This is a genomic window from Kocuria sp. KKT182 (assembly GCF_055635395.1).
The window spans coordinates 3,691,086-3,718,031 of sequence record NZ_CM145757.1 but is presented as its reverse complement, the minus strand read 5'-3'; the positions used below and the strand labels follow the sequence as shown (position 1 = coordinate 3,718,031).

The window sequence follows — 26,946 nt, the reverse complement described above, 5'->3', positions numbered from 1 at the left end:
TCGCGTGCCGCGTGCTGGGGGTTTCTCCGTGCGGTTCCGAGGGGTCGCGGACGCCGCACCCACCTTCCGGAGGAACTCTCGTGAACGCACTGCCCACCGCCCCGTTCACCGCCTCCCTGCCGCGCATCCAGGGCGCGGACGCGCTGCCGCAGGCGGTCGACCAGCTGCGCATCCCCCACGAGGCCGTGATCTTCGACATGGACGGGGTGGTCACGGACACCGCCGCCGTGCACGCGACGGCCTGGAAGACTCTCTTCGACGCGATCCTGGCCGACGACCGGCTCGAGCCGGCCGAGGCCGGCACCACGGTGGACCGCCGACCCTTCGACGCCGACGCCGACTACCGTCACTACGTGGACGGGCGGCGGCGCGAGGACGGGATCCGCTCCCTGCTCGCCGCCCGGGGCGCCTGCCTGCCGGAGGGCGACGAGACGCCGGGGGCGTGGACGGTGCAGGGCCAGGCCGTGCTGAAGAACACCTACTTCCAGGACGCCCTGCAGGTCCAGGGCGTCCGGGTGTTCGAGAAGACCGTGGCGCTCATCGAGCGGCTGCGCGCCGCCGGGGTGCCGGTGGGTCTCGTCACCGCGAGCCGCAACAGCGTCCCCGTGCTGGCGGCGGCCGGGCTGCAGGACTCCTTCGACATCATCGTGGACGGCCACTTCGCCGCCGAGCACGGGCTGCCCGGCAAGCCGGCGCCGGACACGTTCCTGACCTGCGCGAAGATGCTCGGGGTGAACCCGGCCCGCTCCGCGGTGGTGGAGGACGCCGTGTCCGGGGTGCAGGCCGCCGCCGCCGGCGGCTTCGGCATGGTGGTGGGGATCCGCCGCCACGGCGAGCGCAAGGACCTGTACCGGGCCGGGGCCACGGTCGTGCTCAACGACGTCGGCGAGCTCGACCTCGGCGCCCGCCGCGACGACCCCTGGAAGCTGGTCTTCGAGGGCTTCGACCCGGCCACCGAGGCCCGGCGGGAGACCCTGCTGACGCTGGCGAACGGCTACATGGGCGTGCGCGGGTCGGCCTGCGAGTTCCCCGACAACGGGGTGCACTACCCCGGCAACTACCTGGCCGGCATCTTCAACCGGGTGGTGAGCCACCTGAGCGGCCGCGACGTCGAGCACGAGTCCATGGTCAACGCCCCCAACTGGACCCACCTGGACCTGCGGGTCTCCGGCGGCGACTGGTGGTCGGAGGGCGGGCTGCGCCCCTCCGAGGAGCGGATCGAGCTCGACCTGCGCCGCGGGCTGCTCATCCGGTCCCTGATCCTCACCGACCTCAACGGCGACCGGGGCGAGGACGGGGCCCACGCCCGGCTGGAGATCGTCCAGCGCCGCCTCGTGTCGCTGCGCTTCCGCCACCTGGGGGCGCAGGAGACCACGGTGACCGCCCGGGGGTTCTCGGGGCGGCTGCACCTGCGCACGGGCATCGACCCCAGCGTTCGCAACAACGGGGTCGCGGAGTACCAGGACCTCAACGACCACCACCTGGTGGACCTCGAGTCGACCTCGCTGCCCGACGACCACGAGACCCTGCTCTCGCACGTGCGCACCACCCAGTCCAAGATCGAGATCACCACGGCCCAGCGCACCACCATCGAGGGCGGCCAGAACGTCCGGGAGCGCCGCGAGATCCGGCCCGGCGGCACCGAGTTCCGCCGCCACCAGGTCAACATCGCCGACGGCCGCCCGGTGATCATCGACTCGACCACGGCCGTGGTCACGAGCCGCGACGCCGCGATCGGCTCGCCCCGCGAGGGCGCCCTCGCGGAGCTCGACCGCAACCCCAGCGGCGTCCGGGGCCTGCTGCCCTCGCACGAGATCGAGTGGTCCCTGCTGTGGGACCGCTTCGACGTGGACGTGTGCCCGGACCCGGAGGAGCGCACCGGGGAGCTGGCCATCACCCAGCTGGCGCTGCGGGTGCACCTGTTCCACGTGGCCCAGACGCTGGCGCCGCACATGTCCCTGCGCGACGCCGGGGTCCCGGCCCGCGGCCTGCACGGCGAGGGCTACCGGGGGCACATCTTCTGGGACGAGCTCTACATCCTCCCGGTCGTCAACCTGCACCAGCCGCAGGTGACGCGCGCCCTGCTCTCCTACCGGTGGCGCCGGCTGCCCATGGCCAAGCACCGGGCCACCGAGTTCGGGCTCGAGGGCGCGGCGTTCCCGTGGCAGTCCGGCTCGGACGGCCGGGAGGAGACCCCGCCGGAGCTGTTCAACCACCACTCCAACCGGTGGCTGCCGGACAACTCGTGGCGGCAGTTCCACGTGGGCCTCGCGATCGCCTACAACGCCTGGATCTACTACGAGACCACCGGTGACCTCGCCTGGCTGGCGGGGCAGGGCTCGGAGCTGATCATCGGGATCACCCGGCTGTTCGCGTCCCTCACCGACTACGACCCCGCGGACGGCCGCTACCACATCGCCGGCGTCATGGGCCCGGACGAGTACCACGACGGCCCGCGCGGCCAGCACGGCGGCGGGCTGAAGGACAACGCCTACACGAACGTGCTGGCGGCCTGGCTGTTCCGGCACAGCGCGCACATCTTCCACGACATGGTGGAGCATCAGCGCGAGGAGCTCTCCGCCCGCTTCGACCTCTCGGCCGAGGAGGTCGGGACCTGGCAGCGGATGGCCGAGCGGATGTTCGTGCCGTTCAACACGGACGGCACCATCAGCCAGTTCCACGGCTACGACGACCTCGACGAGCTGGACTGGGAGTACTACCGGGCCAAGTACCGCAACATCGGCCGCCTCGACCTCCTGCTGGAGAACGAGGGCGACATGACCAACAACTACAAGCTGGCCAAGCAGGCCGACACGATCATGCTGGTCTACCTCTTCGGCCCCGACGGCCTGGTCGAGGAGCTCGGCCGGATGGGCTACGAGGTGGACCACGCCGCCATCGAGCGCACCGTCGACTTCTACATCGCGCGGTCCTCGCACGGCTCCTCCCTGTCCCGGGTGGTCAACGCCTCGGTGCTCGCCTGGCTGAACCCGGACCGTTCGTGGTCCGCGTTCCAGGACTCCCTCCTGGTGGACCTCGACGACACCCAGGGCGGGACCACGGGCGAGGGCATCCACCTGGGCGCCATGGCCGGCTCCGTCGACGTCGTGACCCGCGCCTACGCGGGGCTGCGCGTGCGCGGCGGCTGGCTCGAGTTCGACCCGGCCCTGCCGAGCCAGCTGGACACCGTCTCGTTCACGGTGCTGTACCGCGGCCAGGTGATCCGGGTCTGCATCGACCACCACGTCCTGGAGCTCGAGGGGGCCTCCCGGCGCGCGGACGACGTCACGATCCACGTGCACGGCGCGGAGTACGTGCTCAAGGGCGGCCAGAAGATCCGCGTGGCCATCCAGCACGGGCACCAGCGCGCCCCGCGGCCGGCCGTCACGCGGCAGGGCGTCTGAGCCGCGGGCGGCGGGCCCGCCGCTAGGCTGGGCCCATGGCACACTCCACGACGCCCGGCACGGTCCTCCCGCACGGGGGGCACGAGCCCCGGATCGACTCCTCCGCCTTCGTGGCCCCGACCGCCACGGTCGTGGGCGACGCCGAGCTGGGACCGGAGTCCGGGGTCTTCTACGGCGCCGTGGTGCGCGGCGACCGCTCCCCCGTCCGGCTGGGCGCGCGGTCCAACCTGCAGGACAACGTGGTGGTCCACTCCGACCCCGGCCACCCCTGCACGATCGGCGCGGACGTGAGCGTCGGCCACGGCGCCGTGGTGCACGGGTGCACCGTGGAGGACGAGGTCCTGATCGGGATGAACGCGACCGTCCTCAACGGCGCCGTGATCGGCACGGGTTCGCTGGTGGCCGCGGGCGCCGTCGTCCTCGAGGGCACCGTGGTGCCGCCCCGGTCCCTCGTGGCGGGGGTGCCGGGCAGGGTCCGGCGCGAGCTCACGGACGAGGAGCAGGAGAAGGTCCGCGCCAACGCGCGCACCTACGTCCGGCTCTCCGCCGAGCACCGCCGGCTCACCGCCTGAGCCGGGCCCGGCGGCCCGTCACTGCGCCGCGAGGGTGCGCGCGTAGTCCAGGTACGCGCCGTGGTCGAAGCCGGGCAGCAGGCAGGACTGCACCACCCAGCCCTGCAGCACCGAGAGGATGGCCTGGGCGAACATGCCGGCCCACTCGCGGGCCGCGTCGTCGTCGAGGCCCAGCTCTTCGACCGCCCACCGTCCGTAGCGCTCCTCCACCCGGTCCCGCACGCGCCCCAGGTGCTCCCCGGCCAGCGCGGCCAGACCGGGGTCGCTCACCGCCCCGCCCCACGTGATGAGCAGCAGGCGGGTGGTGGCGGGATCCGCGGCCAGCCGCTCCAGCAGTCCCACGACCCACGCCGCGGGGTCGGCGCCGGGCTCGTCCTCCGCGGCCGCGAGGACCCGGTCCAGGGCCGCGCGGGCGGCCGCGGCCACGAGCTCCTGCTTGCTCGGGAAGTGGTTGTAGAGCGCCCCCGCGGACAGCCCCGTGGCGGCGATGATGCGGTGCATCGACGCCCCCTCGTAGCCGTGCTCGAGGAAGCACTCACTGGCGGCGGCCACGATCTCGCGGCGGCGCTCGTCCTTGTACTGCTGGCTCACCCGGGGCACGGGCTCAGCCTACGCCACGAACGGACGTTCGATCGGAGCCGGCGGGCGGGACCCCGGCGGCGGGCGGCGTGGCAGAATGCGCCCATGCCTGCCCAGACCCTCAGCCCGTTCGTCGACGCCTCCCTCGACGCCGCCCACCTGGACGACCCCGGCACCGCGACCGGCCGCACGCTCGGATGGGGCGTGGTCAGCACCGCCGACATCGCGGAGAAGGTGGTCCCAGACATCGCGGCGCTGCCCGACGCCCGGCTCGTGGCCGTGAGCTCGCGGGACCAGGACCGCGCCGAGGACTTCGCCCGCCGGCACGGGGTGGAGCGGGCCTACGGCGGCACCGCCACGAGCACGGGACTGAACCGGCTCGCGGCCGACCCGGACGTGGAGATCGTCTACGTGGCCACCCCGCACGGCTACCACCACCGGGACGTCTCGGCGCTGCTGCGGGCCGGCAAGCACGTGGTGTGCGAGAAGGCCCTCGCCATGACCGCGGCGGAGGTCCGCGACCTGTTCCACCTGGCCCGCGAGCACGGCGTCTTCCTCATGGAAGCCGTCTGGACCCGCATGACCCCCGGCTTCCGCACCGCGATGCGCTGGGTCCGGGAGGGCCGGCTCGGCCGGGTCCGCTCGGTCGAGGGGTCCATCGGCACGCACCGGGCCCTGGACCCGGCCCACCGCCTGTTCCGCCGGGCCGACGGCGGCGGGGTGCTGCTGGACATGATGGTCTACCCCCTGACGTGGACCTCGGCGGTCCTGGGGGCCCCGGAGCGCTGGAGCGCCCGCGCGGAGCTCGGCGCCACGGACGTGGACCTGGACACCGCCCTGACCCTGGACTTCGGGCACGGCCGGGCGCACGTGAGCGGCACCCTGTCCGCCACGGTCCCCCACCAGGTGACGATCAGCGGCACGGACGGCTGGCTGCGGGTGGACGGACGGATCAACTGCCCGACCACCCTGGTGCTGCAGACCGCCGAGGGCGCCCGCACGGGCGCCGCCCCCGTCGTGGAGCGCGTGGACGTGGCGGGCGCCGGATACGTGTTCGAGATGCGCGAGGCCACCCGCTGCGTGCAGCAGGGCCTGCTCGAGTCCCCCGTGATGCCGTGGGCCGACTCCCTCGAGCTCGTGGAGCTCTTCGACCGGGTGCGGGCGCAGATCGGCGTGCGGTATCCCCACGACGCCCGCTGAGGGCGGTTCGCCCTGGGCGATGGGGGCCGGGACCCGTTGAAGACCGCGGGGAGCGGGATTATCATGGTCAACAGTTGAGTTGATCGGACTCAACTAAATGTCGAAGACATTGCTCATATGGTTGAGGAGATGATTGACGTGGCCACGATGTTCACCCCGTTCAACGATTTCGACCGGCTCGCCGCCTCGCTGTTCGCCCGGCAGGGCCTGCGCGAGATGCCCATGGACCTGTACCGGGACGGCGACCAGTACATCCTCCGGGCGGACCTGCCCGGCATCGACCCGGAGAGCGTCGACGTCGACGTCGACGGCCAGCTGCTGACGATCCGCGCGGAGCGGGAGCTGCCCGAGGTGCAGGACGTCCAGTGGATCACCCGGGAGCGGCAGAGCTCCTCGTTCGTCCGCCAGCTCAACCTGGGCCAGGGCATCGACATCCAGAACATCGCCGCGAACTACGACAACGGCGTGCTCACGGTCACGATCCCCGTCTCGGCGCAGGCCAAGCCGCGCAAGATCCAGGTGATCTCCGGACAGGGCGAGCAGCAGGCCCTGGGCGAGGGCCGGGACGAGTCCGGCGACCGCGTGATCGGCGAGGGCGAGCTCGTCAACGGCGCCGGGTCCACCCAGTCCACGGAGGGCTGAGCCCGGCCCCCGGCACCGGCACGCCCCCGGGCGGGGCCCCACGGCCACGGGCCCGTTCCCCGCGGGGAACGGGCCCGCCGCCGTGCCCGGGCCGCCCGCGGCCTCCGGCCGGACGGCGGGCCCGGCCAGCGGGCGGGGCGCCGCCTCGGGTATCTTGGCACCAGGAAGCACCACCACCGATCCGACGACATCCTGGGAGACAGCCCGCACATGGCCAAGATCATCTACACCCGCACCGACGAGGCGCCCCTGCTCGCCACCTACTCCTTCAAGCCGATCATCGAGGCCTACGCCTCGACCGCCGGCGTCGAGGTGGAGACCCGCGACATCTCCCTGGCCGGGCGCATCATCGCCGCGTTCGGCGACCGCCTCCCCGCGGAGCAGCGGGTGGACGACGCCCTCGCCGAGCTGGGCGAGCTGGCCAAGAAGCCCGAGGCCAACATCATCAAGCTGCCCAACATCTCCGCCTCCGTCCCGCAGCTGAAGGCCGCGGTCAAGGAGCTGCAGGAGCAGGGCGTCGCCCTCCCCGACTACCCGGACGAGCCCCGCACCGAGGAGGAGAAGGAGACCCGGGCCCGCTACGACAAGATCAAGGGCTCCGCCGTCAACCCGGTGCTGCGCGAGGGCAACTCGGACCGCCGCGCCCCCGCCTCGGTCAAGAACTACGTCCGCAAGAACCCGCACCGCATGGGCGAGTGGACGGCGGAGTCGAGGACGAACGTCGCCACGATGGGCGCCGACGACTTCCGGGACAACGAGAAGTCCGTGGTCATGGACGGCGACGACACCCTGACGATCCGCCTGGTGGCCGAGGACGGGAGCACCACGGTGCTCAAGGAGTCCGTCCCCGTGCTGGCCGGCGAGGTCGTCGACGGCACCGTGATGCGGGCCGCCGCCCTGGACGCGTTCCTCGCGGAGCAGGTCGAGCGCGCCAAGCGGGAGGACGTCCTGCTCTCGGTGCACCTGAAGGCCACCATGATGAAGGTCTCCGACCCGATCATCTTCGGCCACGTCATCGAGGCGTTCTTCCCGGAGCTCTTCGCCGCCCACGGCGCGGCCCTGGAGAAGGCGGGTCTCTCCCCCGCCAACGGGCTCGCGGCGATCCTCAACGGCCTCGACGCCCTGCCCGCCGACGTGCGCGACGACGTGCGGGCCGCGATCGACAAGGGCCTCGCCGAGGGCCCGAAGCTCGCCATGGTGAACTCCGACAAGGGCATCACGAACCTGCACGTGCCCTCCGACGTCATCGTCGACGCGTCGATGCCGGCCATGATCCGCACCTCCGGGCACATGTGGGGTCCCGAGGGCGAGGAGGCGGACACCCTCGCGGTGCTGCCGGACAGCTCCTACGCCGGGGTCTACCAGGTGGTCATCGACGACTGCCGCGCCCACGGCGCGTTCGACCCGACCACCATGGGCTCCGTGCCCAACGTCGGCCTCATGGCGATGAAGGCGGAGGAGTACGGCTCCCACGACAAGACCTTCGAGATCCCCGTGCAGGGCACCGTCCAGGTCGTCGACTCCTCCGGCGCCGTGCTCATCGAGCACGAGGTCTCCCCCGGGGACATCTGGCGGGCGTGCCAGACGAAGGACGTCGCGATCCGCGACTGGGTCAAGCTCGCCGTGACCCGCGCGCGGGCCTCCGCGACGCCGGCCGTGTTCTGGCTGGACCGCACCCGCGCCCACGACACCAACCTCATCGCGAAGGTCGAGCAGTACCTGACCGAGCACGACACCGAGGGCCTGCAGATCGAGATCATGTCCCCCGAGGAGGCCACCGCGTTCTCGATCGAGCGGATCCGCCGCGGCGAGGACACCATCTCGGTCACCGGCAACGTGCTGCGCGACTACCTGACGGACCTGTTCCCGATTCTCGAGCTGGGCACCTCCGCGAAGATGCTCTCGGTGGTCCCGCTCATCAACGGCGGCGGGCTCTTCGAGACCGGCGCCGGCGGGTCCGCGCCGAAGCACGTCCAGCAGCTGGTGGAGGAGAACCACCTGCGCTGGGACAGCCTCGGGGAGTTCCTCGCCCTCGCCGCGAGCCTCGACCACCTGGCGACCACGGCCGACAACGAGCGCGCCCGGATCCTCGGTGAGACCCTCGACCGGGCCACGGGCACGTTCCTCGAGGAGAACAAGTCCCCGAGCCGGAAGGCCGGCGAGATCGACAACCGCGGCAGCCACTTCTACCTGGCCCTGTACTGGGCCCAGGAGCTGGCCCGCCAGGACGAGGACGCCGAGCTGGCGCAGGCCTTCGCCTCCGTGGCGGAGCAGCTGGCGGCCAACGAGGACGCGATCAACGAGGAGCTGCTCTCCGTGCAGGGCCGTCCCGCCGACATCGGCGGCTACTACCGCCCGGACGACGCCAAGACGTTCTCGGTGATGCGCCCCTCGGAGACCTTCAACCGGGTCCTCTCCTCGCTCAGCGCGTGAGCTGAGCGCGTGAGCTGAGCGCCTGAGCGGAGCGCGCGGGCCGACCGCGCGCTCCGGCACGGGCAGCACGCACGGCAGCGGCCGCACTCCCCGCGGGGAGTGCGGCCGCTGCCGTGCGCGGGGCATGCCGCCCGGGAGACGGCTCAGTGGAAGAAGTGCCGGGCCCCGGTGAAGTACATCGTCACGCCGGCGGCCTCGGCCGCGGCCACGACCTCCTCGTCCCGGATCGAGCCGCCGGGCTGCACCACGGCGCGCACGCCGGCGTCGAGGAGCACCTGGAGGCCGTCCGCGAACGGGAAGAACGCGTCCGAGGCCGCCACGGCGCCGCGCGCGCGCTCGGCGCCGTCCTCGCCCAGGGCGTTGGCCCGCTCCACGGAGAGCTTGCAGGAGTCCACCCGGTTGACCTGGCCCATGCCGATGCCCACGGACGCGCCGCGGTCGGCGAGCAGGATCGCGTTGGACTTCACCGCCCGCAGCGACGTCCACGCGAAGGCGAGGTCGGCGAGCGTCCGCTCGTCCGCCGGCTCCCCCGCGGCCAGCGTCCAGCCGGCGGGGTCGTCGCCCGCCGCGTCGAGCCGGTCCGAGACCTGCAGCAGCGCGCCGCCGGAGATCTGCCGGTACTCGAGGACGTCCCGCTCGAAGCCCTCGGGCAGCTCGAGCAGGCGGATGTTCTTCTTGGCCTGCAGGATCTCCAGGGCCGCCGGCTCGAAGCCGGGGGCCACGACGACCTCGGTGAAGATGTCCTGCACGGTCTCGGCCATCGCCCGGGTCACGGTCCGGTTCGCGGCGATGACCCCGCCGTAGGCGGAGAGCGGGTCGCACGCGTGGGCCTTGCGGTGGGCGTCGGCGATCGGGTCCTCGGCGCCGGGGGTGGCCACGGCCAGCCCGCAGGGGTTGTTGTGCTTGACCACGGCCACGGCCGGCTCGTCGAAGTCGTAGGCGGCGCGCAGCGCGGCGTCGGCGTCCACGTAGTTGTTGTAGGACATCTCCTTGCCGTGCAGCTGGTCGGCCTGGGCGATGCCGGGGGACGCGGCGTCGTCCACGTAGAGCGCCCCCTTCTGGTGGGGGTTCTCGCCGTAGCGCAGGGAGGCCGAGCGCTGCAGGGCCAGGCCGGCGTAGGGCGGCCAGAAGTTGGCGTCCTCGTCCTGCTCGAACTGCTGGGCCGTCCAGGTGGCCACCGCGGTGTCGTAGGCGGCGGTGTGCGCGAACGCCGCGGCGGCCAGCCGGCGGCGTGCCCGCAGGTCGAAGCCGCCCGAGGCCGCCGCCTCCACGACCGCGTCGTAGGAGGACGGGTCCACGACCACGGACACGGCCGCGTGGTTCTTCGCAGCGGCCCGGACCATGGAGGGGCCGCCGATGTCGATCTGCTCGACGACCTCGTCCTGGCCCGCGCCGGAGCGCACGGTGTCCACGAACGGGTAGAGGTTCACGACCACGAGGTCGAACGGCTCGATCTCCAGCTCGGCGAGCTGGTCCATGTGGTCCTGCTTCCGGCGGTCCGCGAGGATGCCCGCGTGCACCCGCGGGTGCAGGGTCTTGACCCGCCCCTCCAGGCACTCCTGGAACCCGGTGACCTCCGCGACCTCCGTCACCGGCACGCCCAGGTCGGCGATGCGCCGTGCGGTCGAGCCGGTGGACACGATCGCGACGCCGGCCCGGTGCAGCCCCGTGGCGAGACCCTCCAGCCCGGTCTTGTCGTAGACGGACACCAGCGCCCTCTTGAGGGGCACGCGGTCAAGCTGGGTGGGGCTCACAGGTTCTCCAAGCGTTCGAGGACTGGGGTTGCCGGCGGGATCCGCCGGGAACCATTTTACGGACCCTCGCCGGGCCTGCTCACCGGGCGTCGTGCAGGGCTCCCTGCCGGGCCGCCGCGCCGAGCGTGCGCACGAGCAGCTCGCGCTCGGCGGCCTTGATCCGCTCGTGCAGCTGCGCCTCGGTGTCCCCCTCCTCCACGGGCACCGCCGCCTGCGCCAGGATCGGACCGGCGTCGACGTCGGCCACGACCTCATGGACGGTGACGCCGGTGACCTTCACCCCGTGCGCGAGGGCGTCCCGCACCGCGTGCGCCCCCGGGAAGGACGGCAGCAGCGAGGGGTGGGTGTTGACGATGCGTCCCGCGAACGCCTCGACGAACTCGGCGTCCACGATCCGCATGAACCCCGCGAAGACGATCCGGTCGGGCTCCCGGGCGGCCACCGCCTCCTGCAGGGCACGGTTCCACCGCGTCCGGTCGGGGTGGTCGCCGGGCCGGACGAGGAACGTCTCGACGCCGGCCTCCCGGGCCCGCTCCAGGCCGGTGCAGGGCTTGTCCGCGCCCACGGCGGCGATCTCGACGTCGATCCGGCCCTCCCGGACGGCGTCGAGGACCGCCTGCAGATTGGTGCCGGAGCCGGAGACCATGACCACGATGCGCATGCCCCCGAGTCTAGTCGGGCGGGCGGGGAGGGGCCCCCGGGGTGCCCTAGAGTGAAGGGCATGACCCCTCCCCGCCCGACCCCCGAGGCAGCCCCCGCGGACGCACGACGCGCCGCCGCGACCCGCACGGCAGGGGGCGCGCTGGTGTGCGCGGCGGTCGCCCTGGTGCTCGTCGGCTCCGCCCTGTGGCCGACCGTGGCCGGGGTCGCGCTGGCCGTCCTCGGGATCGGGCTGGGCGTCGCGGCGCTCGTGCGCTCCCGCGGGACCGGCAGGCGCCGGCTGCTGGTGCTGAGCGCGGTCGCCGCGATCGTGCTGGGCGCGCTGAGCCTGCTCACCGGCGGGGCCCGTCTGGCCCTGTGGCCGGTGGCCGAGGCCTACCAGGAGTGCGTCGCCGGCACCCTCACCCTCTCCGGGGCGGCGCAGTGCCAGCAGGAGCTCGAGGACGGGATCTGGAGCTATCTCTCCGGCGGCCCGGCGGCGCCGGCGTCGGAGGACGCCGCGGGTGCCTCGGCCGCGTCCACGTCGAACGCCTCCGCGGACCCGGTCTCCGCCACGGCCGGCCCCTGAGCCGCCCACGGGCCCGCGTCCCGGTGCCCGTCCGCGGTGCTGCGGCCGGTCCTGGGCCCGTCCGCGCCGTGCCCCTCGGTCCCGTGCTGGTCGGCCCCGTGCCCGCGTGCGGGCCGCGGCCTCCGCCGGCCGGCCGAGCGCATGGCGCGCCGGGCCGCGGTCTCCTCCCGGCGCCGCCGGCGCGCTGCCCGCCGGCCGGCCGGCGTCCGGTCCTCGCCGTCCTCGCCGCCGCGGGGCGGCGCGAACGGCGGCTCGTGCTCGAGCCACGGTCCCAGCACACAGCCGACCGCCGCCCCGACGGCCACCTCGGCGCCGAACAGCAGCAGCACGGCGGGACCGTCCGGTCCCACGTCCGTGAGCCGCCCGAGCCCCAGCGAGCCGTGCGCGAGCCAGCTCAGGAGCATCACCAGCACGCCGGCGACGGCGCCCACGAAGACCCCGGTCAGCAGCGTCGAGAGCGGGTACGTGATCCAGCGCGCGGGCAGCCGCAGCGCCATCCAGTCGTCCAGGTGGTTCTCCCCCTCGCGCAGGAACCACCAGCCGGCGAGGACGCCGGCCAGGACCGGCAGCACGACCACCACGAGCGCCCAGGCCGGGAGCTCGGCGGGCGGCAGCGCGGCGAGCGCCGGGAGCAGCGGCACGGGCCCGGCCTCGGTGCCCAGCGGAGAGGCGTGCGTGCCGGAGCCGAGCTCGAAGCCCGCGCCCGTGGCCCAGGCCAGGGCGTAGACCGCGAGGTTGGGCAGGTAGCCGAGCTGGAGTCCCGTCAGCGCGGTGTCCCCCGGCACGCCGGTGCCCAGCCGCTGGTAGACGCCCACCACGTCGTTCCAGTTCCAGAACAGGGCGGCGGCCAGCAGGGCGGCCCCGGCCCCGACCCCGGCCACGGCCGCGACGAAGCCGGCGCGCAGCACCGCCCACACGTAGGACCCGGCCCAGCGGGAGTACTGGCTCGTGCGCTCGACCCACGCGGCGGCGTTGACGCCGATCAGTCCCGGCAGCGACCGGGAGGCCCGGTACGCGCCCACGAAGCCGCCCAGGGCCACGGGGACGAGCGGGAAGACGGCGGCCGCGGCCGGGCTCGCCGAGACCTCCCCTCCGCTGAAGAGCAGCGCGGCGGCGGCGCCGAACGCGGAGTAGGCGGCCAGTCCGCTGAGGTACGGCTGCCAGAACTGGCCCTCCCAGCAGGCGCGGGCCAGCCGTCTCCCGGCGTGCCAGGAGAGGGCGAACGGCACCAGGGTGAGCCCGAGCGGGACGAGGTTGAGCGTCCCGGTGGTCGCGGGCAGCCCTGCGCCCGGGTCCAGGGCCACCTGGAGCGGGGTGAGGTGGGCGAGCAGCCACACGTGACCGGAGAGCACGAACCCGCCGGTCAGGCCGAGGGTGTCGAAGCCGTCGGCGAGCCACACCATGAGGACGGTCAGCAGGACCAGCAGGTAGGACACCACGGCCACGGAGCCGAGTTCCAGCACGCCCTGCAGCCACAGCGGCATGGGCACACCCCGGCGGTCCGGGCGTGCAGCGGGGGAGGACAGGCCTTGGGAGTTCATCACCGACCATCCTCCCACGCCCGGGCGGCACCCCGGCCGAGGCTTCACGGCGCCTTCACCGGCGGGCCACGCCCCGCTCGCCGTCCGGTCGCCCGGCCCCGGCAGGCTCGGGAGCATGAGAGTCGCCGTGGTCGCCGAGCAGTTCCTCCCCCACCTCAACGGAGTCACCCACTCGGTGCTGCGGGTCGTCGAGCAGCTGGTCGCCGGCGGGCACGACGTCGTGGTCGTGGCGCCCTCCTACGAACCCGCGCCGCTCGGGCGCCCGGCGGAGCAGGTCGTCGAGGACCTCGACGGGGTGCCGGTGCACCGGCTGCCAGCCGTTCCGCTCACCGGCTACCCCGCCGTGCGGGTGGCCGGCGGGACCGTGGCCCGGGTGCGGCGGCAGCTGGAGCGCTTCCGGCCTGACGTGGTCCACGTGGCCTCCCCGTTCGTGCTGGGCCGCCGGGCGATCCTGGCGGCCCAGCAGCTCGGGGTGCCGTGCGTGGCGGTCTACCAGACCGACGTGCCCGGCTACGCGGCCAAGTACGGGGCCCCGTTCCTCGAGCAGCTCCTGTGGGGGCACGTGCGCTCCATGCACAACCTCGCCACGCTCACGCTCGCGCCGTCCACCGCGGCGGTCCGGCAGCTCACCGAGCACGGCGTCCAGGACGTGCACCTGTGGCGGCGCGGGGTGGACACCACCCGCTTCTCCCCCCGGCACCGGGACGAGCGGTGGCGGGAGGAGGTCGGCGGCGGCCGGCGGATCGTCGGCTACGTGGGCCGGATCGCCCCGGAGAAGCAGGTCGAGGACCTCTCCGCGGTCGCGGACCTGCCCGGCACCCGCCTGGTGGTCGTGGGCTCGGGCCCGGAGGAGGACGCCCTGCGCCGCCGGCTCCCGCAGGCCCACTTCACCGGGCGCCGCAGCGGTGCCGACCTGGCGCGCATCATGGCGTCCTTCGACGTGTTCGTCCACCCCGGCGAGTTCGAGACGTTCTGCCAGACGATCCAGGAGGCCATGGCCTCGGGGGTGCCGGTGGTCGCGACCGGCCGGGGCGGTCCCCTCGACCTCGTGGACCGGTCCCGCACCGGCTGGCTCTATCCCCCGGGCGATCTCGGGGCGCTGCGCGGGTACGTGGCGGATCTCCTGGGCGACGAGGCGAAGCGGGCCGCGTTCGGCGTCGCGGCGCACGCGGCGGTCCAGGGCCGGACGTGGGACGTGCTGGTCGGGCAGCTGCTCGAGCACTACGAGCGCGCCGTGGCGCTCTCGGCGCAGGGGCAGGGGCGCAGCCGCCGGCACCGCCGGGCCGTCTGAGGGCTACCGGCGGGCGGGGGACGCATCCAGTACGGGCGCCCCGGTGCCGGCGTACCGCCCCGGCTCCGCGGTCAGCACGGTCAGCCCGTGGACCAGGGCCGTGGCCGCGGTGAGCCCGGCGAGCGGGTCGGCCGCCCCCGTCGCGGCCAGTGCTCCCCACGCCCGGGCCACGGCGGCGTCCGCGGGGAGGACCCGGCCCGGGAAGCGCAGCTCGAGCTGCTCCGCCCACAGCGTCTCGTCGGGCCGCTCGGCGAGCAGCTCCCCGAGCACCGTGGCGGGCAGGAACAGCCGCCGGTGTCCGTGCCGGCGCAGGACCTCGGCCAGCTCGGGGCAGCGCTCCGGGGTGCGCACCCCCAGCAGCACGGAACGGTCCAGGAGGAGGTCCACGGCGGCGGGCCTCAGGCCGCGGCGGCGAGCTCCCCGCGGGCCGGAGCCAGCAGGAAGTCCACGAACTCGGTGCGGACCTGCACCACGCGGGCGTAGTCCTCGACGCTCATGGCGGAGACGCTGATCGCCGGGACGCTCGGCGCGGGGTCGCGGCGGGTCCCGTCCCCGGTGGCCGGGACGGCGTGGGAGGGCTGGGGGAACGCGCCCGTGCGGGCGGCGGAGTGGCGGGGGTCGGACATGACCGGGATCCTTCGTGCGCTCTTGCTCGCACCGGGTACCGCTGCTGCGGCGATGCGAGCCGCTTCGTCATCCGAACCACCCGTGAACATGGGGTTGGTGCCCGGTCAAGTCGGAGCTTGCCGACCGGGTCTCTTGAAGCTCTCCCCATTGAACCACATCGGCCGAACAGTGTCCGCGTGCGGCGACCTGGCCGGATCCGGTGCCCCCTCCTGTGCACAGGCCTTCCCCGGGGTGTCACCGCCCGGACATCTCGACGACACATCGTTGCGCTGGAATGGGTCCCGTAGGACCGGGGACGGCGCAGGCGACGGCCCCGCGCATTACGTTTCAGTGACACAACTCACGACTCGCTTGTCGAGGTGTCGGTGCCGCGGGGTAGCCTGAACCTGCTTCTCGAGATGCGGCGTCCACGCCCTCGGCCGGAGATCGACGATCCCCGGCGGAACCGTGGAGGGGCTCCGACCCGCTGCGCGCCAACCCGATGTTCCCGGGTGGATCGGATGACGAAGCGGCGGGCAACGCCATCGGATGCCTGCAAGAACGTCAGGAGAAAACATGACCATGTCCGAAGAAAGAACAGCCATCACCACCGACCAGCGCGAGGAGTGGATCGACGTGACCGTCACCGCCCTCCCCGATCTCCACCTCGTCCGTCTCACGTCGACCGACGGGGACGTGCAGGAGTACCTGAGCCCCGAGGCCGACGACCTGGCCGCCGCGGCGGAGCACACGGAGGGTACGGCGCAATGGTGCGCCAAGTACCGCCAGCTCCTCGTTCCCGGAGCCCTCGCGGCGACCGGACGGCACCCGTTCTTCAAGCTCCACCCCTCGTCCCTCCCGCTGTCGGCATAGCCGGCGGACAGGAGCGCACGGAGGCCGCAGCCCGTCGGGCTGCGGCCTCCGTCGTGCGGGAGGACGGTGACGTCCGGAGCGCCGGTGGGACCCGCGGGGTGCTCACTCGAGGCCGTAGTCCCCCGCCGAGCCCCAGCCGCCGCCGGCCTCGTCGGCGGAGCCGTCGAATCCCCACTCGGAGGCCTCGACCTCGAACGGCACGGAGACGTCCAGCTCGGCGTCGGAGACCCGGTTCACCACGAAGGGGTCCTCCGGCTCCTCCGCGGCGGGGAGCGGATCGGGAACGGTCACGGCGCTTCCTCCCGGTGCTGCTCGGCGGGTACGACGACAGAACCGCCGCCGGGCGCAGCCCGACGACGGTTCTGGAGGATCAACGGGCCGGAGCCCGCGGAAGATCCTTAGGAGATGACGTTGATGTTCGCAGCCTGGGGGCCCTTGGGGCCGTCCTGGGTCTCGAACTCGACGCGGTCGTTCTCGTTCAGCGAGCGGAAGCCGTTCGAGTTGATCGCGGAGAAGTGGGCGAAGACGTCCTTGGAGCCGTCCTCGGGGGTGATGAAGCCGAAGCCCTTGTCAGCGTTGAACCACTTGACGATACCGGTAGTCATGGGAGACCTGATCCTTCATGAGATGAACGTTTCCCGACGTTCGAGAAACAAAACAGTTGTGATGCATGGAAAACGTCTTCTCAGAAAAACTGCTGCACCCGAGTGGGCCGAACTGCTTGAAAGACAAAAACGAACCTCAACAACTCCAGACTACTCTACACGAGATCCGGCGCCGCACCACCCGGGACGGGGCGCCGGACCCGGCCCGGCACCGGGGACCGCTCAGACCGGCGGGGCGCCGAGCTCGATGAGGAGCACTCCGCCGGCGATGAGGGCCACCCCGGCCGCCGTCACCCAGGTGAACGGCTCGCGGAACAGGACCCGGCCGGCCAGTGCCGTCAGCGCCACGCCGGAGGCCGACCAGATGCCGTAGGCGACGCCCAGCGCCATGCCCTCGGCCAGGACGAGGCTCAGGCAGGTGAACGCCACCAGGTAGCCGACGGCCACGGCGGCGTACCAGCGGCGGCGGCCCCGGGCGGCCATCCGCAGGGACAGGGTTCCAGCGACCTCGGTGAGGATCGAGACACTGAGGAAGAGCCAGGCCATCAGGCCGCCTCCTCGGTCTCGGGGGCGGGGCGGCGGGAGCCGAGCTCCACGCAGAGCACGCCGGCCACGACCAGCACGATCCCGGCCAGCACGGCCGGGCTCAGCCGCTCACCGTAGACCACGGCCGCCGCCAGAGCGGTGAGCATCACCCCGAGGGCGGCCCACACGCCGTAGGCGACCCCCACCGGCATGCCGCGGCGCAGCACGGCCGCCAGGAGGGTGAACGCGGCGAGGTAGCCGGCGACGACGAGCGCGTACCAGGCGGGCTCGTCCAGAGCCGCCTTCAGCGACAGTGTGGCCGCCACCTCGGCGAGCACGGCGGCGAGCAGCAGCAGCCGGCGCAGCACGGCTCAGCCCTCCAGGAGCTCGTCGGCGACCGCCCTGACCCGGGCCCGTTCCTGCGGGTCGGGGGCGAAGACGCCCGCGGCGTCGGCGAACCACACGCCGTCGGCGAGCAGCCGCACGGCCAGCAGCCGGCTCCGGCGCTCGGCGGGCAGGTCCGCGGGCAGGTGCACCCACGGCTCCACCCGCGCGACCCAGCGCTCCTTGAGCGTGGCGCGCAGCCGCTGGTCGGTGAGCATCACGAGGTCGGTCTCGTCGACCTCCCCGGACAGGCACCAGTCGAGGTAGGCGCGCAGCCGTTCCGCCGCGGGCACCTGCTCCGGGGGGCCGGGCAGGCGGCGGGCCATCTGCGCGTCCCAGCCGTCCATCACCCGGTCCACCAGGGCGAGCATCAGCGCCTCCTTGGTGGGGAAGTGGTACATCACCCCGGGCTTGGTCAGACCCGCCTGCCGCGCGGCCGACGCCAGGGAGACCGTGCCGCCGCCCCGGATCAGCTCGAGGGCGCCGTCGAGGATGCGCTCGCGGGAGGAGGTGCTCATGAGAAAGAACTTTACCAACCGGAAGGGTGGTGACACGATGTTGAGCATCCCCGGGGCGCGGGTTTCGGCCGCCGCACCGGTCCGCGGGCACGACGACGTCCCGCCCCTGCCCGGTCCGCGCTGGACCCGGCAGGTGCTCCCCGACCCGGATCACCACTTCCAGGAGGACTCGTCCCATGACTTCCGCCCTGCACCAGTCACCGCCCGAGAGCGGCACCCCACCCGCCGGGCGCTCCCGGCCGGCCGTGAACCGGACGGTCTTCGCCGGCTCGGGCATCACCATCGTCCTGTTCTCCCTGTGGGCGATCCTCGCCCCCGACCAGGCCTCCGCGGTGATCAGCGCCGTGGTCGGCTGGATCGCGACCAACATGGGCTGGTTCTACGTCCTCACCGCCACGGTGGTGACGGTCTTCGTCCTGGTCGTGGCGTTCTCCCGCGAGGGGACCATCAAGATGGGCCCCGACCACTCGAAGCCGCAGTACAACCTGTTCACCTGGACCGCGATGCTCTTCGCCGCCGGCATCGGCATCGACCTGCTGTTCTTCTCCGTGGCCGAGCCCGTCACCCAGTACTACGGCCCGCCCGCCGGGGAGGGCGGGACGGCCGAGGCCACCCGCATGGCCGTGGTGTGGACGCTGTTCCACTACGGCGTCACGGGCTGGGCGATGTACGCGCTGATGGGCATGGCCTTCGGCTACTTCGCCTACCGGTGGAACATGCCCCTGAGCATCCGTTCGGCCCTCTACCCGCTGATCGGCAAGCGGGTGCAGGGGCGCACGGGGGACGTCGTGGACATCGCGGCGCTGCTCGGCACGATCTTCGGCGTGGCCACCTCGCTGGGCATCGGCGTGGTGCAGCTCAACTACGGCCTCTACCTGCTCTTCGGGATCGAGGAGGGGACCGCGGCGCAGATCGGGCTGATCGTCGTGGCCGTGGTGATGGCCACCGCCTCGTGCGTCTCGGGCGTGGACAAGGGCATCCGCAGGCTCTCCGAGCTCAACGTGCTCATGGCCGTGGCGCTGATCGTCTGGGTGCTCGTGGCCGGCCGGACCTCGTTCCTGCTCGACGCCACGGTGCAGAACCTCGGCGACTACGTCTCCTCGCTGCCGGGGATGACCATGGAGACGTTCGCCTACACCGGTGCGGCGGAGTGGATGGCGGGGTGGACCCTCTTCTTCTGGGCCTGGTGGATCGCCTGGGCGCCGTTCGTCGGCCTGTTCCTGGCGCGGATCTCCCGGGGCCGCACCCTGCGCGAGTTCGTGATCGCGACCCTGACCGTGCCGTTCCTGTTCATCCTCATCCTGGTCTCGGTCTTCGGCAACAGCGCCCTGGCGATCGTCACGGGCGGGGACGACGCCTTCGGCCAGGCCGCCATGAACACCCCCGAGCGGGCGTTCTACTCGCTGCTCGAGCAGTACCCGGGCGCGCCGGTGCTCATCGCGCTCGCCTCGCTGGCCGGGCTGCTGTTCTACGTCACGAGCGCCGACTCGGGCGCGCTCGTGATGTCGACGTTCACCTCGACGAACCAGGACCCCACCCAGGACGGGCCCAAGTGGCTGCGCATCTTCTGGGCCGCCGCCACCGGGCTGCTGACCCTGGCGATGCTGCTGGTGGGCGGGGTGCCGACCCTGCAGGCCGCCACGCTGATCATCGGCCTGCCCTTCTCGATCGTGATGTACCTGGTCATGATCGGGTTCTGGAAGGCCCTGCGCGCCGAGCGCTCCCAGCGCGAGGGGCGCAGCTCCACCCGCCGCTCCGCGGCCGCGTCCCGCATCCCCGGCCCGGACAGCCACTGGCGCCGGCGGCTCTCCCGGACCGGCTCGTTCCCGGGCCCGAAGGCCGTGCGCCGCTACGAGGACGAGGCGCTCGTCCCCGCCCTCGCGGAGGTCGTCGAGGAGTTCCGGGCCCAGGGCCTCGACGCCGAGCTCACCAGCTCGGTGGTCGGCTACCAGGACCTGTCCGAGCACACGCTGACCGTGCGGATGGGCGAGGACCGGGACTTCTGCTACCAGATCTATCCGGTGGCCACACCCGTGCCGGCCTTCGGCGGGTTCCGCACCAACCCGGACTCCGACCTGTACTACCGCCTGGAGGTCTTCAACGAGACCGGCTCCCAGGGCACGGACGTCATGGACTGGAGCCACGAGCAGGTCATCAACGACGTCCTCGACAGCTGGGAGGCGCACCTGGCCTTCCTGAGCATCCACGACGGGCCGTCCGTCATCCAGGACGGCGAGCAGGGCCACCCCGACTGGTCCACCGACATCCACGACGTGCCGACGGGGCAGATCCCCGCGGCGAAGGAGGCACACCCGTGAGCAGCACCTTGTTCATCGACGGCCAGTGGCAGGCCGCCGCCGAGGGCGGCACCCGCACCATCGTCTGCCCCGCCGACGGCGCCGAGGTCGGCACCGTCGCCGAGGCGACCGCGCAGGACACCGAGCGCGCGATCGCCGCGGCCCGCCGCGCCTTCGACGACGGCCGCTGGTCGTCCGTGCCTGCCCCGGAGCGCGGGGACCTGCTGCTGCGGGTCGCGGCCCGGCTGCGCGAGCGCAAGGACGAGTTCGCCCGCGCCGAGTCCCTCGACACCGGCAAGCGGCTGGTCGAGTCCGAGATCGACATGGACGACATCGCCGCGTGCTTCACGTACTTCGGCAAGGCCGCCGCGGAGCAGGCCGGGCGCGTCGTCGACGCCGGGGACCCCACCGTGGTCTCGAAGGTCGTCACCGAGCCCGTGGGCGTGTGCGGGATGATCACGCCCTGGAACTACCCGCTGCTCCAGGCCGCGTGGAAGATCGCCCCGGCGATCGCCGCCGGGTGCACCTTCGTGCTCAAGCCCGCCGAGCTCACCCCGCACACGGCGATCCTGATGATGCAGGTCCTCCAGGAGGTCGGCCTGCCCGACGGCGTGGCCAACCTCGTGCTGGGCGCCGGCGCCGAGGCGGGCGCGCCGCTGTCCTCCTCCCCCGACGTGGACCTCGTCTCCTTCACCGGCGGCGTGCTGACCGGCCGGCGGATCGCGGCCGCCGCCGCGCCCACCGTGAAGAAGGTCGCCCTGGAGCTCGGCGGCAAGAACCCCAACGTGGTCTTCGCGGACGCCGACTTCGACGCCGCCGTGGACAACGCCCTCAACGCCGCGTTCGTGCACTCCGGGCAGGTCTGCTCGGCCGGGGCTCGCCTGGTGGTCGAGGAGCCGATCGCCGAGCGCTTCGTCGACGAGCTCGTCCGCCGGGCCGAGCGGATCCGCCTCGGCGGCCCCTTCGATGACCAGGCCGAGACCGGGCCCCTCATCTCGGCGGCCCAGCGCGAGAAGGTGCACGCGTACGTGGAGCGCGCCCGCGAGCAGGGGGCGCGCGTCCGCACCGGCGGCGAGCACTCCACCGGGACGTCCGCCGACGGGTCGCTGGACCTCGGACGGGGCTTCTTCTACCCGCCCACCGTGATCGACCGCTGCACCCGCGAGATGGACTGCGTGCACGACGAGGCCTTCGGCCCCACCGTCACGGTCGAGACCTTCCGCACCGAGGACGAGGCCGTCGAGATCGGCAACGACACGATCTACGGCCTCGCCGGGGCCGTGTGGACCGCGGACGCCGGCCGCGCCCACCGCGTGGCGAGCCGGCTGCGCCACGGCACGATCTGGATCAACGACTTCCACCCCTACCTGCCGCAGGCGGAGTGGGGCGGGATGAAGCAGTCGGGCGTCGGGCGCGAGCTCGGCCCCACCGGCCTCGGCGAGTACCAGGAGCTCAAGCACGTCTACCAGAACACGGCCCCCGCCGTGACCGGCTGGTTCGCCGCACCCTGACCCGCGCCCGCCCGGCGTCGTCGTCGCCCGCACGACGACGACGCCGGCGCGCCCCTAGAACTGCCACGCCCCGAAAACTTCCCGAGACCTTCCCGAGGAGAGACATGACCACGCCCAGCACCACCCCAGCGCCCGAGACCCCGCAGGAGTTCGACTACCTGGTGGTCGGCGGCGGCTCCGCCGGCGCCGTCGTCGCCGCCCGCCTGTCCGAGGACCCGTCCGTGAGCGTCGGGCTGATCGAGGCCGGACCGCACGACCGGGGCATCGACGAGGTGCTGACCCTCAGCCGGTGGATGGAGCTGCTGGAGTCCGGCTACGACTGGGACTACCCCGTCGAGGAGCAGGAGAACGGCAACTCGCACATGCGCATGGCCCGAGCCAAGGTGCTGGGCGGCTGCTCGTCGCACAACTCGTGCATCGCGTTCTGGGCCCCGGCCGAGGACCTGGACGAGTGGGAGGAGGTCCACGGCGCCGAGGGCTGGAACGCCGAGACCGCCTTCCGGCTCTACCAGAAGCTCGAGACCAACGACGACGAGGGCGCCCACCACGGCCACGACGGGCCCGTGCACCTGATGCAGATCCCGGACGACGACCCCTGCGGCGTCGCCCTGCTCGAGGCCTGCGAGCAGGCGGGGATCCCGCGCACCACCTTCAACACCGGCAAGACCGTGGTCAACGGCGCGAACTTCTTCCAGGTCAACCGCCGCGCCGACGGCACCCGGGCGTCCTCGTCCGTGTCCTACCTGCACCCGGCCGCCGACCGGGACAACCTCACGGTCCTGCACTCGACCCAGGCCAAGCGCGTGGTCGTCGAGGACGGCCGGGCGACCGGCGTCGAGGTGGTGGACAACGCCTTCGGCACGTCCCGGACCGTGCGCGCCCGCCGCGAGGTGGTCGTCTCCGCCGGCGCCATCGACACCCCCAAGCTGCTGATGCTCTCCGGGATCGGACCCGCCGAGCACCTGCGCGAGGTCGGCGTGGACGTGCTCGTGGACGCCCCCGGCGTCGGCGAGCACCTGCAGGACCACCCCGAGGGCGTGCTCCAGTGGGAGGCCCGCCGGCCCATGGTCACCGAGTCCACCCAGTGGTGGGAGGCCGGGATCTTCACCCAGGTGGACCCGGACACCGACCGGCCGGACCTGATGATGCACTACGGCTCGGTCAACTTCGACCTGCACACCTACCGGCAGGGCTACCCCACCTCGGACAACGCCTTCTGCCTCACCCCGAACGTCACCCACGCGCGCTCCCGCGGCACGGTGCGCCTGCGCTCGCGGGACTTCCGGGACAAGCCCCGGGTCGACCCCCGCTACTTCACCGACCCCGAGGGCTACGACCTGCGCATCATGACCGCCGGGATCCGCAGGGCCCGGGAGATCGTCGCCCAGTCGGCGCTGGCCGAGTGGGCCGGTGCGGAGCTGTTCCCGGGCCCGGACGTGCAGACCGACGAGGAGATCGCCGACTACGTCCGGCGCACCCACAACACCGTCTACCACCCGGCCGGGTCCTGCCGGATGGGACCGGCCGACGACCCGATGTCCCCGCTGGACCCGCAGCTGCGGGTCAAGGGGGTGGCGGGCCTGCGCGTGGCCGACGCCTCGGTGATGCCGGAGCTGACCACGGTGAACCCCAACATCACCGTCTACATGATCGGGGAGCGCGCGGCGGAGCTGATCGCCGCGGACGCCTGAGCGCCTCCCGCGCAGCACCCCCGCCGCCGGACCGGGCGCGGACGGGCCCCGGGTCGCACACCGACCCGGGGCCCGTCCGTACCGGCCGCCCGCTCAGCTCATGAGCTTGTCCACCAGGGCCTGGGCGAACTCGGGCGTGACGTCCCCGTAGTTGAGCGAGAAGTCCTCGTCCACCTTGGCGGGCAGCAGCCCGGAGCACAGGACGGCGGCGCGGGCGTAGAGCCCGGCCAGCTCCGCGCCGATGGGCACGGAGAGCAGCTCCAGCTCGGGGTCGTAGGAGACGATCGGCACCCCCGCCTGCCGGGCCGCGAAGTGCTTGCCGATGCCCGAGGCCACGAACCGGGCGTGGCCGGACTCGACGTCGGCCGGGGTGCGGAACGCGTACCGGGTCCGGTGGTGGTGGTTGATCCGGTACAGCCCCGGGCGGTTCCGGTCCTCGGTGAGCTCCCACGTGGCGTCCTCGGGGACGAAGCGCTCGGCCACCCCGTTGTACTGCATCTCCGCGCGCCGCAGCTGCTCCTCGACCTCGGACAGCGGGGGCAGGGTCTCCAGCATCGCGGGCCCGGCGTCGAAGACGACGTCGCACAGCCCCACCGGCAGCGCCTCCTGCAGCGTCCCGAGGTCCACGTCCTGCAGCAGGGTGGTCCCGTGGTCCTCCGGGGAGAGCACCACCACGGACGCGTCCTGGGCCGCGGCAGCCTCCGCGACCACGGCCTCCTTCTCCGGCGTCCAGCCGCCCGTGAGCAGCACGGAGCCGTCCACGAGCTGGGTGAGGGAGGGCCCGCAGACCTGCCAGCGCCGCACGGTCCAGTGCTCGTCGCGGACCACCTCGAGGAAGCCGAGGGCCTGCAGGTGGCCCACGAACCACTCCTCGAACCGCTCGGAGTCCTCGAGCTGGCGGGCCACGATGGACAGGCTCGAGCGCTTCCCGCCGCCCAGGAACGTGAGGGCGTCACGGAACGGCGCCCAGGACGTCGGGTACTCCCCCTCGTCCGGGCCGATGAAGCGCAGCGCCTCCACGGAGCCGGTGGAGGTGAGCGCGGAGGGCTTCGTGAGCCGGCCCGGATAGCGCTTCTGCAGCCCGCACTGGGCGCACTGCCCGAAGATCCACGGCGCCTTCGCCTTGGGCTCCATGGCCGGCAGCACGATGCGGTGCCGGCCGGTGGCCAGGCAGGAGCGCCCCTCCGGCTCGGGCAGCGCGTTGGTGCGCTCGAGCAGCAGCTGCCCCTCCGAGGAGTGCCAGCCCGGGGCGCCGGGGACCTCGTGGTCCCCGGCCGCCTCCCGTGCGGGCAGGTTGTCGAACGCGCCCTGCACGTACCGCTCGGGCAGCTCCGCCACGATGCCCGCGGTGACGGGCCACAGGGGCTCCTCCTCGACGTGCACCATCTCGCCCTCGTAGCCGAGGGAGCGCTGGGTCAGGTGGAAGGACGAGTCCCGGAGCTTGAACTCACGGCGCTGCCGGACCGTGCGCCCCGCCTTGAGGACGAGGGTGTAGTCGTTGGGCTTGAGGGTCCGGTCCGCCCGCGCCATCGGCGTGCCGTGCAGCGAGATCTGGAACGGGGGCACGCGCCCCTCCACGAGCTTGGCCTTCTCCAGCTTGAAGGAGTGCGGGTTGCGCCACTCGCACTCCACGGTGAGGGGCGCGTCCGTGTCCGAGGTGATGGTCACCTGCGGCGGGCGCAGCGCGGACCAGCGCACCACGTCGCCGGGGATCCGCAGCCCGCCGGAGAGGGTCACGGCGGGCACGAGACGGGGCACCAGGCCGGAGAAGTTGTCGTTCGCGGTCAGCTCCGGGTTGCCCGCGCGCAGCACCTGCACGTCGTCGAACATCACCCACCCCTCGGCGAGGCCGTGGCTGCCGGCCTCCACGAAGCGGTAGTCCGGGGAGGCGGAGTCGTCGAGGATCCGCTTGATCTGGGCGATCCACTCCGGCTCGTCCCGGACCATGATCCGGCACGGCCAGGCCGCGGGGATGTGGTCCACGGAGATGAAGGTGTCCGAGAACCCGTCCTTCGCGAAGATGACGACGGGGCGCGGGTGGCGCTCGAAGCGCACGTCCCCGGCGCTGAGCTGCAGGGTCCCGCCCAGCAGCGTCCCCGGGTCCATCCGCGCGGTGTAGGCGGAGACCCCCAGGAAGGCGTCCCCGATGAAGGACAGGAACACGGTGCGGGGCCCCGCCGTGGTCTCGAGCTCCACCTCCCGGCCGGAGAGGAAGCGCTTGGGCACCACGAAGCCGAGCTCGAACACGGGGTTGCCCACGTAGTCGGTGCTGTCCGTGAGGGACAGCGAGCAGGACTTCACGGCGCTGCGGCCGGGCCCCCGGCCGTTCGCGCGGACCTCGGCGCGGGCCTGCTCGCGGGACTGCTCCCAGACCGCGAGCTCCGCCAGCGCGATCTCGAGACCGGGCTCGCGGGTGAGGGGGTTCGCCCAGACCTGCTTCATGGCCTTGGACGCCTTCGTCTCGGCCATGTCGAGCCAGAAGTCGAGGTAGACCCCGAGCTCGGCGGCGGAGAGCCCCTGCGCGGTGGTCATCCCCAGGTCCTCGAACATGCGGTGCAGCTGGCGCCGCTCGGCCTCGCCGAACATCGTCTGGGACAGCGCGAGCCCGACCGGCCGCTGGTTCACCGCGTACGCCGTGGGCAGCCCGATCTCGCCGTTGCGCAGCTCGAGCCAGTAGCGCAGCGCGTCCCAGTACGCCTCGGTGTCCTTCTTGAAGGAGGACTCGAGGGCCTTCGCGTTCTCCGGCCCGGCCTGCAGGAGCACGGTCAGGGGCAGGAAGAACGTGGAGACGGACTTGTTGCCCGTGCGCGCGGCCAGGGTCGACATGTGCCGCCCGGCGAGCGCGAACAGGGCGAGCAGGGCGACGACGGGCGGCGGCGGGATCTCCGCGATGGAGTCCAGGCTGCGGCGGGTGGCGCGGTACCACTGGCCGTTGAGCCGGTTGAACACGTCGAACACCGAGCGCCGCCCGTCCTCGGTCACCAGCAGGGGCGTCACCGAGTCGGCGAGCGCCCGCAGGGTCGAGGGCCCGTCGAGGCCGCGCTCCTCGCCGATCGCGGCGAGCGTCTTGTCGTCGAGGTCGAGGTAGATCAGCTCTCCCGCCCGGTCCGGGCCGAAGAACGCCGCGCAGACCGCGTCGTTCCAGCGGAGGTAGGCGAGCTCCTCGGCACTGTCGGCAATGGCATGGTCTCCGAGGCGGAGCCCAGCAGTGTCGGGCACGAGTCCTCCGTCCGCGGCCGCACGTGGGGCCGCTGTCGTCGTTCGAGGGGTCGCCTCGATTATAGAGAGCCCG

Annotated in this window: 23 protein-coding genes and 1 riboswitch; of the genes, 11 read left to right on the top strand and 12 right to left on the bottom strand. The window is 73.0% G+C overall.

From position 1 onward, the window contains the following. Positions 1-80: 80 nt before the first annotated feature. Entirely contained in the window at positions 81-3,404 is a 3,324-nt protein-coding gene (locus ACZ2G1_RS17215; RefSeq protein WP_470377195.1) for a beta-phosphoglucomutase family hydrolase, read from the top strand. Positions 3,405-3,439: 35 nt separating this feature from the next. Continuing rightward, positions 3,440-3,976, top strand: a complete 537-nt coding sequence (locus ACZ2G1_RS17210; protein ID WP_017832169.1) for a gamma carbonic anhydrase family protein — start codon at positions 3,440-3,442, stop codon at positions 3,974-3,976. Positions 3,977-3,994: 18 nt separating this feature from the next. Here the strand turns inward: ACZ2G1_RS17210 and ACZ2G1_RS17205 are convergent, their stop codons facing one another. Continuing rightward, positions 3,995-4,576 carry a TetR/AcrR family transcriptional regulator gene (locus tag ACZ2G1_RS17205; RefSeq protein ID WP_336650244.1) on the bottom strand — a complete coding sequence of 194 codons (582 nt, stop codon included), beginning with the start codon at positions 4,574-4,576 and terminating at the stop codon, positions 3,995-3,997. A gap of 84 nt (positions 4,577-4,660) precedes the next feature. Here ACZ2G1_RS17205 and ACZ2G1_RS17200 point away from each other — a divergent pair, with 84 nt between their 5' ends. The 3 genes from ACZ2G1_RS17200 to ACZ2G1_RS17190 all read left to right on the top strand — a co-directional run bounded on the left by ACZ2G1_RS17200 (position 4,661) and on the right by ACZ2G1_RS17190 (position 8,830). After that, positions 4,661-5,755, top strand: coding sequence for a Gfo/Idh/MocA family protein (locus ACZ2G1_RS17200; protein WP_470377194.1), 1,095 nt, complete (start codon positions 4,661-4,663; stop codon positions 5,753-5,755). A 129-nt stretch (positions 5,756-5,884) separates the two neighbouring features. Continuing rightward, positions 5,885-6,397, top strand: a complete 513-nt coding sequence (locus ACZ2G1_RS17195; RefSeq protein WP_470377193.1) for an Hsp20/alpha crystallin family protein — start codon at positions 5,885-5,887, stop codon at positions 6,395-6,397. A gap of 210 nt (positions 6,398-6,607) precedes the next feature. Then, positions 6,608-8,830: an NADP-dependent isocitrate dehydrogenase gene (locus ACZ2G1_RS17190; protein WP_109268812.1), complete on the top strand. Its 2,223-nt coding sequence runs from the start codon at positions 6,608-6,610 to the stop codon at positions 8,828-8,830. A 143-nt stretch (positions 8,831-8,973) separates the two neighbouring features. Here ACZ2G1_RS17190 and purH read toward each other — a convergent pair whose 3' ends face one another. Continuing rightward, on the bottom strand, positions 8,974-10,584 hold the full coding sequence (gene purH, locus ACZ2G1_RS17185) for a bifunctional phosphoribosylaminoimidazolecarboxamide formyltransferase/IMP cyclohydrolase (RefSeq protein WP_109243268.1): 1,611 nt from the start codon (positions 10,582-10,584) through the stop codon (positions 8,974-8,976). Positions 10,585-10,663: 79 nt separating this feature from the next. Further along, positions 10,664-11,245, bottom strand: a complete 582-nt coding sequence (purN, locus tag ACZ2G1_RS17180) for a phosphoribosylglycinamide formyltransferase (RefSeq protein WP_017832163.1) — start codon at positions 11,243-11,245, stop codon at positions 10,664-10,666. 60 nt (positions 11,246-11,305) lie between these two features. On the opposite strand from purN, the gene ACZ2G1_RS17175 reads away from it, so the two are divergent. After that, a complete protein-coding gene (locus ACZ2G1_RS17175) occupies positions 11,306-11,812 on the top strand; it encodes a hypothetical protein (protein ID WP_017832162.1) in 507 nt (168 codons plus the stop codon). Here the strand turns inward: ACZ2G1_RS17175 and ACZ2G1_RS17170 are convergent. Then, positions 11,701-13,353, bottom strand: a complete 1,653-nt coding sequence (locus ACZ2G1_RS17170) for a cell division protein PerM (protein ID WP_232035337.1) — start codon at positions 13,351-13,353, stop codon at positions 11,701-11,703. The two genes, ACZ2G1_RS17175 and ACZ2G1_RS17170, sit on opposite strands and share 112 nt — an antisense overlap. 115 nt (positions 13,354-13,468) lie before the next feature. On the opposite strand from ACZ2G1_RS17170, the gene ACZ2G1_RS17165 reads away from it, so the two are divergent. Beyond that, the gene (locus ACZ2G1_RS17165; RefSeq protein ID WP_161976658.1) at positions 13,469-14,644 is read left to right on the top strand and encodes a glycosyltransferase family 4 protein; all 1,176 of its coding nucleotides are present in this window, start codon (positions 13,469-13,471) and stop codon (positions 14,642-14,644) included. A gap of 3 nt (positions 14,645-14,647) precedes the next feature. Here the strand turns inward: ACZ2G1_RS17165 and ACZ2G1_RS17160 are convergent, their stop codons facing one another. Together ACZ2G1_RS17160 and ACZ2G1_RS17155 are read right to left on the bottom strand one after the other, a co-directional pair. Further along, positions 14,648-15,031, bottom strand: coding sequence for a PIN domain-containing protein (locus ACZ2G1_RS17160; RefSeq protein ID WP_017832159.1), 384 nt, complete (start codon positions 15,029-15,031; stop codon positions 14,648-14,650). A gap of 11 nt (positions 15,032-15,042) precedes the next feature. Beyond that, positions 15,043-15,270 (bottom strand): hypothetical protein, encoded by a 228-nt coding sequence (locus ACZ2G1_RS17155; protein WP_095650861.1) that lies wholly within the window; start codon positions 15,268-15,270, stop codon positions 15,043-15,045. Positions 15,271-15,283: 13 nt separating this feature from the next. After that, positions 15,284-15,409, bottom strand: a riboswitch (SAM riboswitch). A 417-nt stretch (positions 15,410-15,826) separates the two neighbouring features. Here ACZ2G1_RS17155 and ACZ2G1_RS17150 point away from each other — a divergent pair. Beyond that, the gene (locus tag ACZ2G1_RS17150; protein WP_017832157.1) at positions 15,827-16,123 is read left to right on the top strand and encodes a hypothetical protein; all 297 of its coding nucleotides are present in this window, start codon (positions 15,827-15,829) and stop codon (positions 16,121-16,123) included. A gap of 102 nt (positions 16,124-16,225) precedes the next feature. On the opposite strand, the gene ACZ2G1_RS17145 is transcribed toward ACZ2G1_RS17150, so the two are convergent. The 5 genes from ACZ2G1_RS17145 to ACZ2G1_RS17125 form a co-directional block, all read right to left on the bottom strand. Further along, positions 16,226-16,414 (bottom strand): hypothetical protein, encoded by a 189-nt coding sequence (locus tag ACZ2G1_RS17145; protein WP_017832156.1) that lies wholly within the window; start codon positions 16,412-16,414, stop codon positions 16,226-16,228. A 107-nt stretch (positions 16,415-16,521) separates the two neighbouring features. Continuing rightward, complete coding sequence (gene cspE, locus ACZ2G1_RS17140; RefSeq protein WP_017832155.1) at positions 16,522-16,728, bottom strand: transcription antiterminator/RNA stability regulator CspE; 207 nt, start codon at positions 16,726-16,728, stop codon at positions 16,522-16,524. A gap of 222 nt (positions 16,729-16,950) precedes the next feature. After that, the gene (locus ACZ2G1_RS17135; RefSeq protein ID WP_017832154.1) at positions 16,951-17,274 is read right to left on the bottom strand and encodes a DMT family transporter; all 324 of its coding nucleotides are present in this window, start codon (positions 17,272-17,274) and stop codon (positions 16,951-16,953) included. After that, positions 17,274-17,621 (bottom strand): DMT family transporter, encoded by a 348-nt coding sequence (locus ACZ2G1_RS17130; protein WP_017832153.1) that lies wholly within the window; start codon positions 17,619-17,621, stop codon positions 17,274-17,276. Before ACZ2G1_RS17130 ends, ACZ2G1_RS17135 begins: the two co-directional genes overlap by 1 nt. A 3-nt stretch (positions 17,622-17,624) precedes the next feature. Further along, positions 17,625-18,155 (bottom strand): TetR/AcrR family transcriptional regulator, encoded by a 531-nt coding sequence (locus tag ACZ2G1_RS17125; protein WP_035926976.1) that lies wholly within the window; start codon positions 18,153-18,155, stop codon positions 17,625-17,627. Positions 18,156-18,331: 176 nt separating this feature from the next. On the opposite strand from ACZ2G1_RS17125, the gene betT reads away from it, so the two are divergent. From betT to ACZ2G1_RS17110, 3 genes are all read left to right on the top strand, one after another. Further along, positions 18,332-20,473: a choline BCCT transporter BetT gene (gene betT, locus ACZ2G1_RS17120; RefSeq protein ID WP_470377192.1), complete on the top strand. Its 2,142-nt coding sequence runs from the start codon at positions 18,332-18,334 to the stop codon at positions 20,471-20,473. Beyond that, the gene (locus ACZ2G1_RS17115) at positions 20,470-21,963 is read left to right on the top strand and encodes an aldehyde dehydrogenase family protein (protein ID WP_109222538.1); all 1,494 of its coding nucleotides are present in this window, start codon (positions 20,470-20,472) and stop codon (positions 21,961-21,963) included. The genes betT and ACZ2G1_RS17115 overlap by 4 nt, the downstream gene beginning before the upstream one ends. A 104-nt stretch (positions 21,964-22,067) precedes the next feature. Then, complete coding sequence (locus ACZ2G1_RS17110) at positions 22,068-23,654, top strand: GMC family oxidoreductase (protein WP_095650858.1); 1,587 nt, start codon at positions 22,068-22,070, stop codon at positions 23,652-23,654. Positions 23,655-23,747: 93 nt separating this feature from the next. Here ACZ2G1_RS17110 and ACZ2G1_RS17105 read toward each other — a convergent pair whose 3' ends face one another. Then, entirely contained in the window at positions 23,748-26,873 is a 3,126-nt protein-coding gene (locus tag ACZ2G1_RS17105) for a hypothetical protein (RefSeq protein WP_470377191.1), read from the bottom strand. Positions 26,874-26,946 lie beyond the last annotated feature (73 nt).

Bases quoted from the DNA above. Each gene is read 5' to 3' on its own strand.
- ACZ2G1_RS17190 (WP_109268812.1), top strand. From the start codon at position 6,608: ATGGCCAAGATCATCTACACCCGCACCGACGAGGCGCCCCTGCTCGCC.
- betT (WP_470377192.1), top strand. From the start codon at position 18,332: ATGACTTCCGCCCTGCACCAGTCACCGCCCGAGAGCGGCACCCCACCC.
- ACZ2G1_RS17165 (WP_161976658.1), top strand. From the start codon at position 13,469: ATGAGAGTCGCCGTGGTCGCCGAGCAGTTCCTCCCCCACCTCAACGGA.
- ACZ2G1_RS17175 (WP_017832162.1), top strand. From the start codon at position 11,306: ATGACCCCTCCCCGCCCGACCCCCGAGGCAGCCCCCGCGGACGCACGA.
- ACZ2G1_RS17150 (WP_017832157.1), top strand. From the start codon at position 15,827: ATGACCATGTCCGAAGAAAGAACAGCCATCACCACCGACCAGCGCGAG.
- ACZ2G1_RS17200 (WP_470377194.1), top strand. From the start codon at position 4,661: ATGCCTGCCCAGACCCTCAGCCCGTTCGTCGACGCCTCCCTCGACGCC.
- ACZ2G1_RS17170 (WP_232035337.1), bottom strand. From the start codon at position 13,353: ATGAACTCCCAAGGCCTGTCCTCCCCCGCTGCACGCCCGGACCGCCGG.
- ACZ2G1_RS17110 (WP_095650858.1), top strand. From the start codon at position 22,068: ATGACCACGCCCAGCACCACCCCAGCGCCCGAGACCCCGCAGGAGTTC.
- ACZ2G1_RS17155 (WP_095650861.1), bottom strand. From the start codon at position 15,270: ATGTCCGACCCCCGCCACTCCGCCGCCCGCACGGGCGCGTTCCCCCAG.
- ACZ2G1_RS17125 (WP_035926976.1), bottom strand. From the start codon at position 18,155: ATGAGCACCTCCTCCCGCGAGCGCATCCTCGACGGCGCCCTCGAGCTG.
- purN (WP_017832163.1), bottom strand. From the start codon at position 11,245: ATGCGCATCGTGGTCATGGTCTCCGGCTCCGGCACCAATCTGCAGGCG.
- ACZ2G1_RS17210 (WP_017832169.1), top strand. From the start codon at position 3,440: ATGGCACACTCCACGACGCCCGGCACGGTCCTCCCGCACGGGGGGCAC.
- ACZ2G1_RS17135 (WP_017832154.1), bottom strand. From the start codon at position 17,274: ATGGCCTGGCTCTTCCTCAGTGTCTCGATCCTCACCGAGGTCGCTGGA.
- cspE (WP_017832155.1), bottom strand. From the start codon at position 16,728: ATGACTACCGGTATCGTCAAGTGGTTCAACGCTGACAAGGGCTTCGGC.
- ACZ2G1_RS17195 (WP_470377193.1), top strand. From the start codon at position 5,885: ATGATTGACGTGGCCACGATGTTCACCCCGTTCAACGATTTCGACCGG.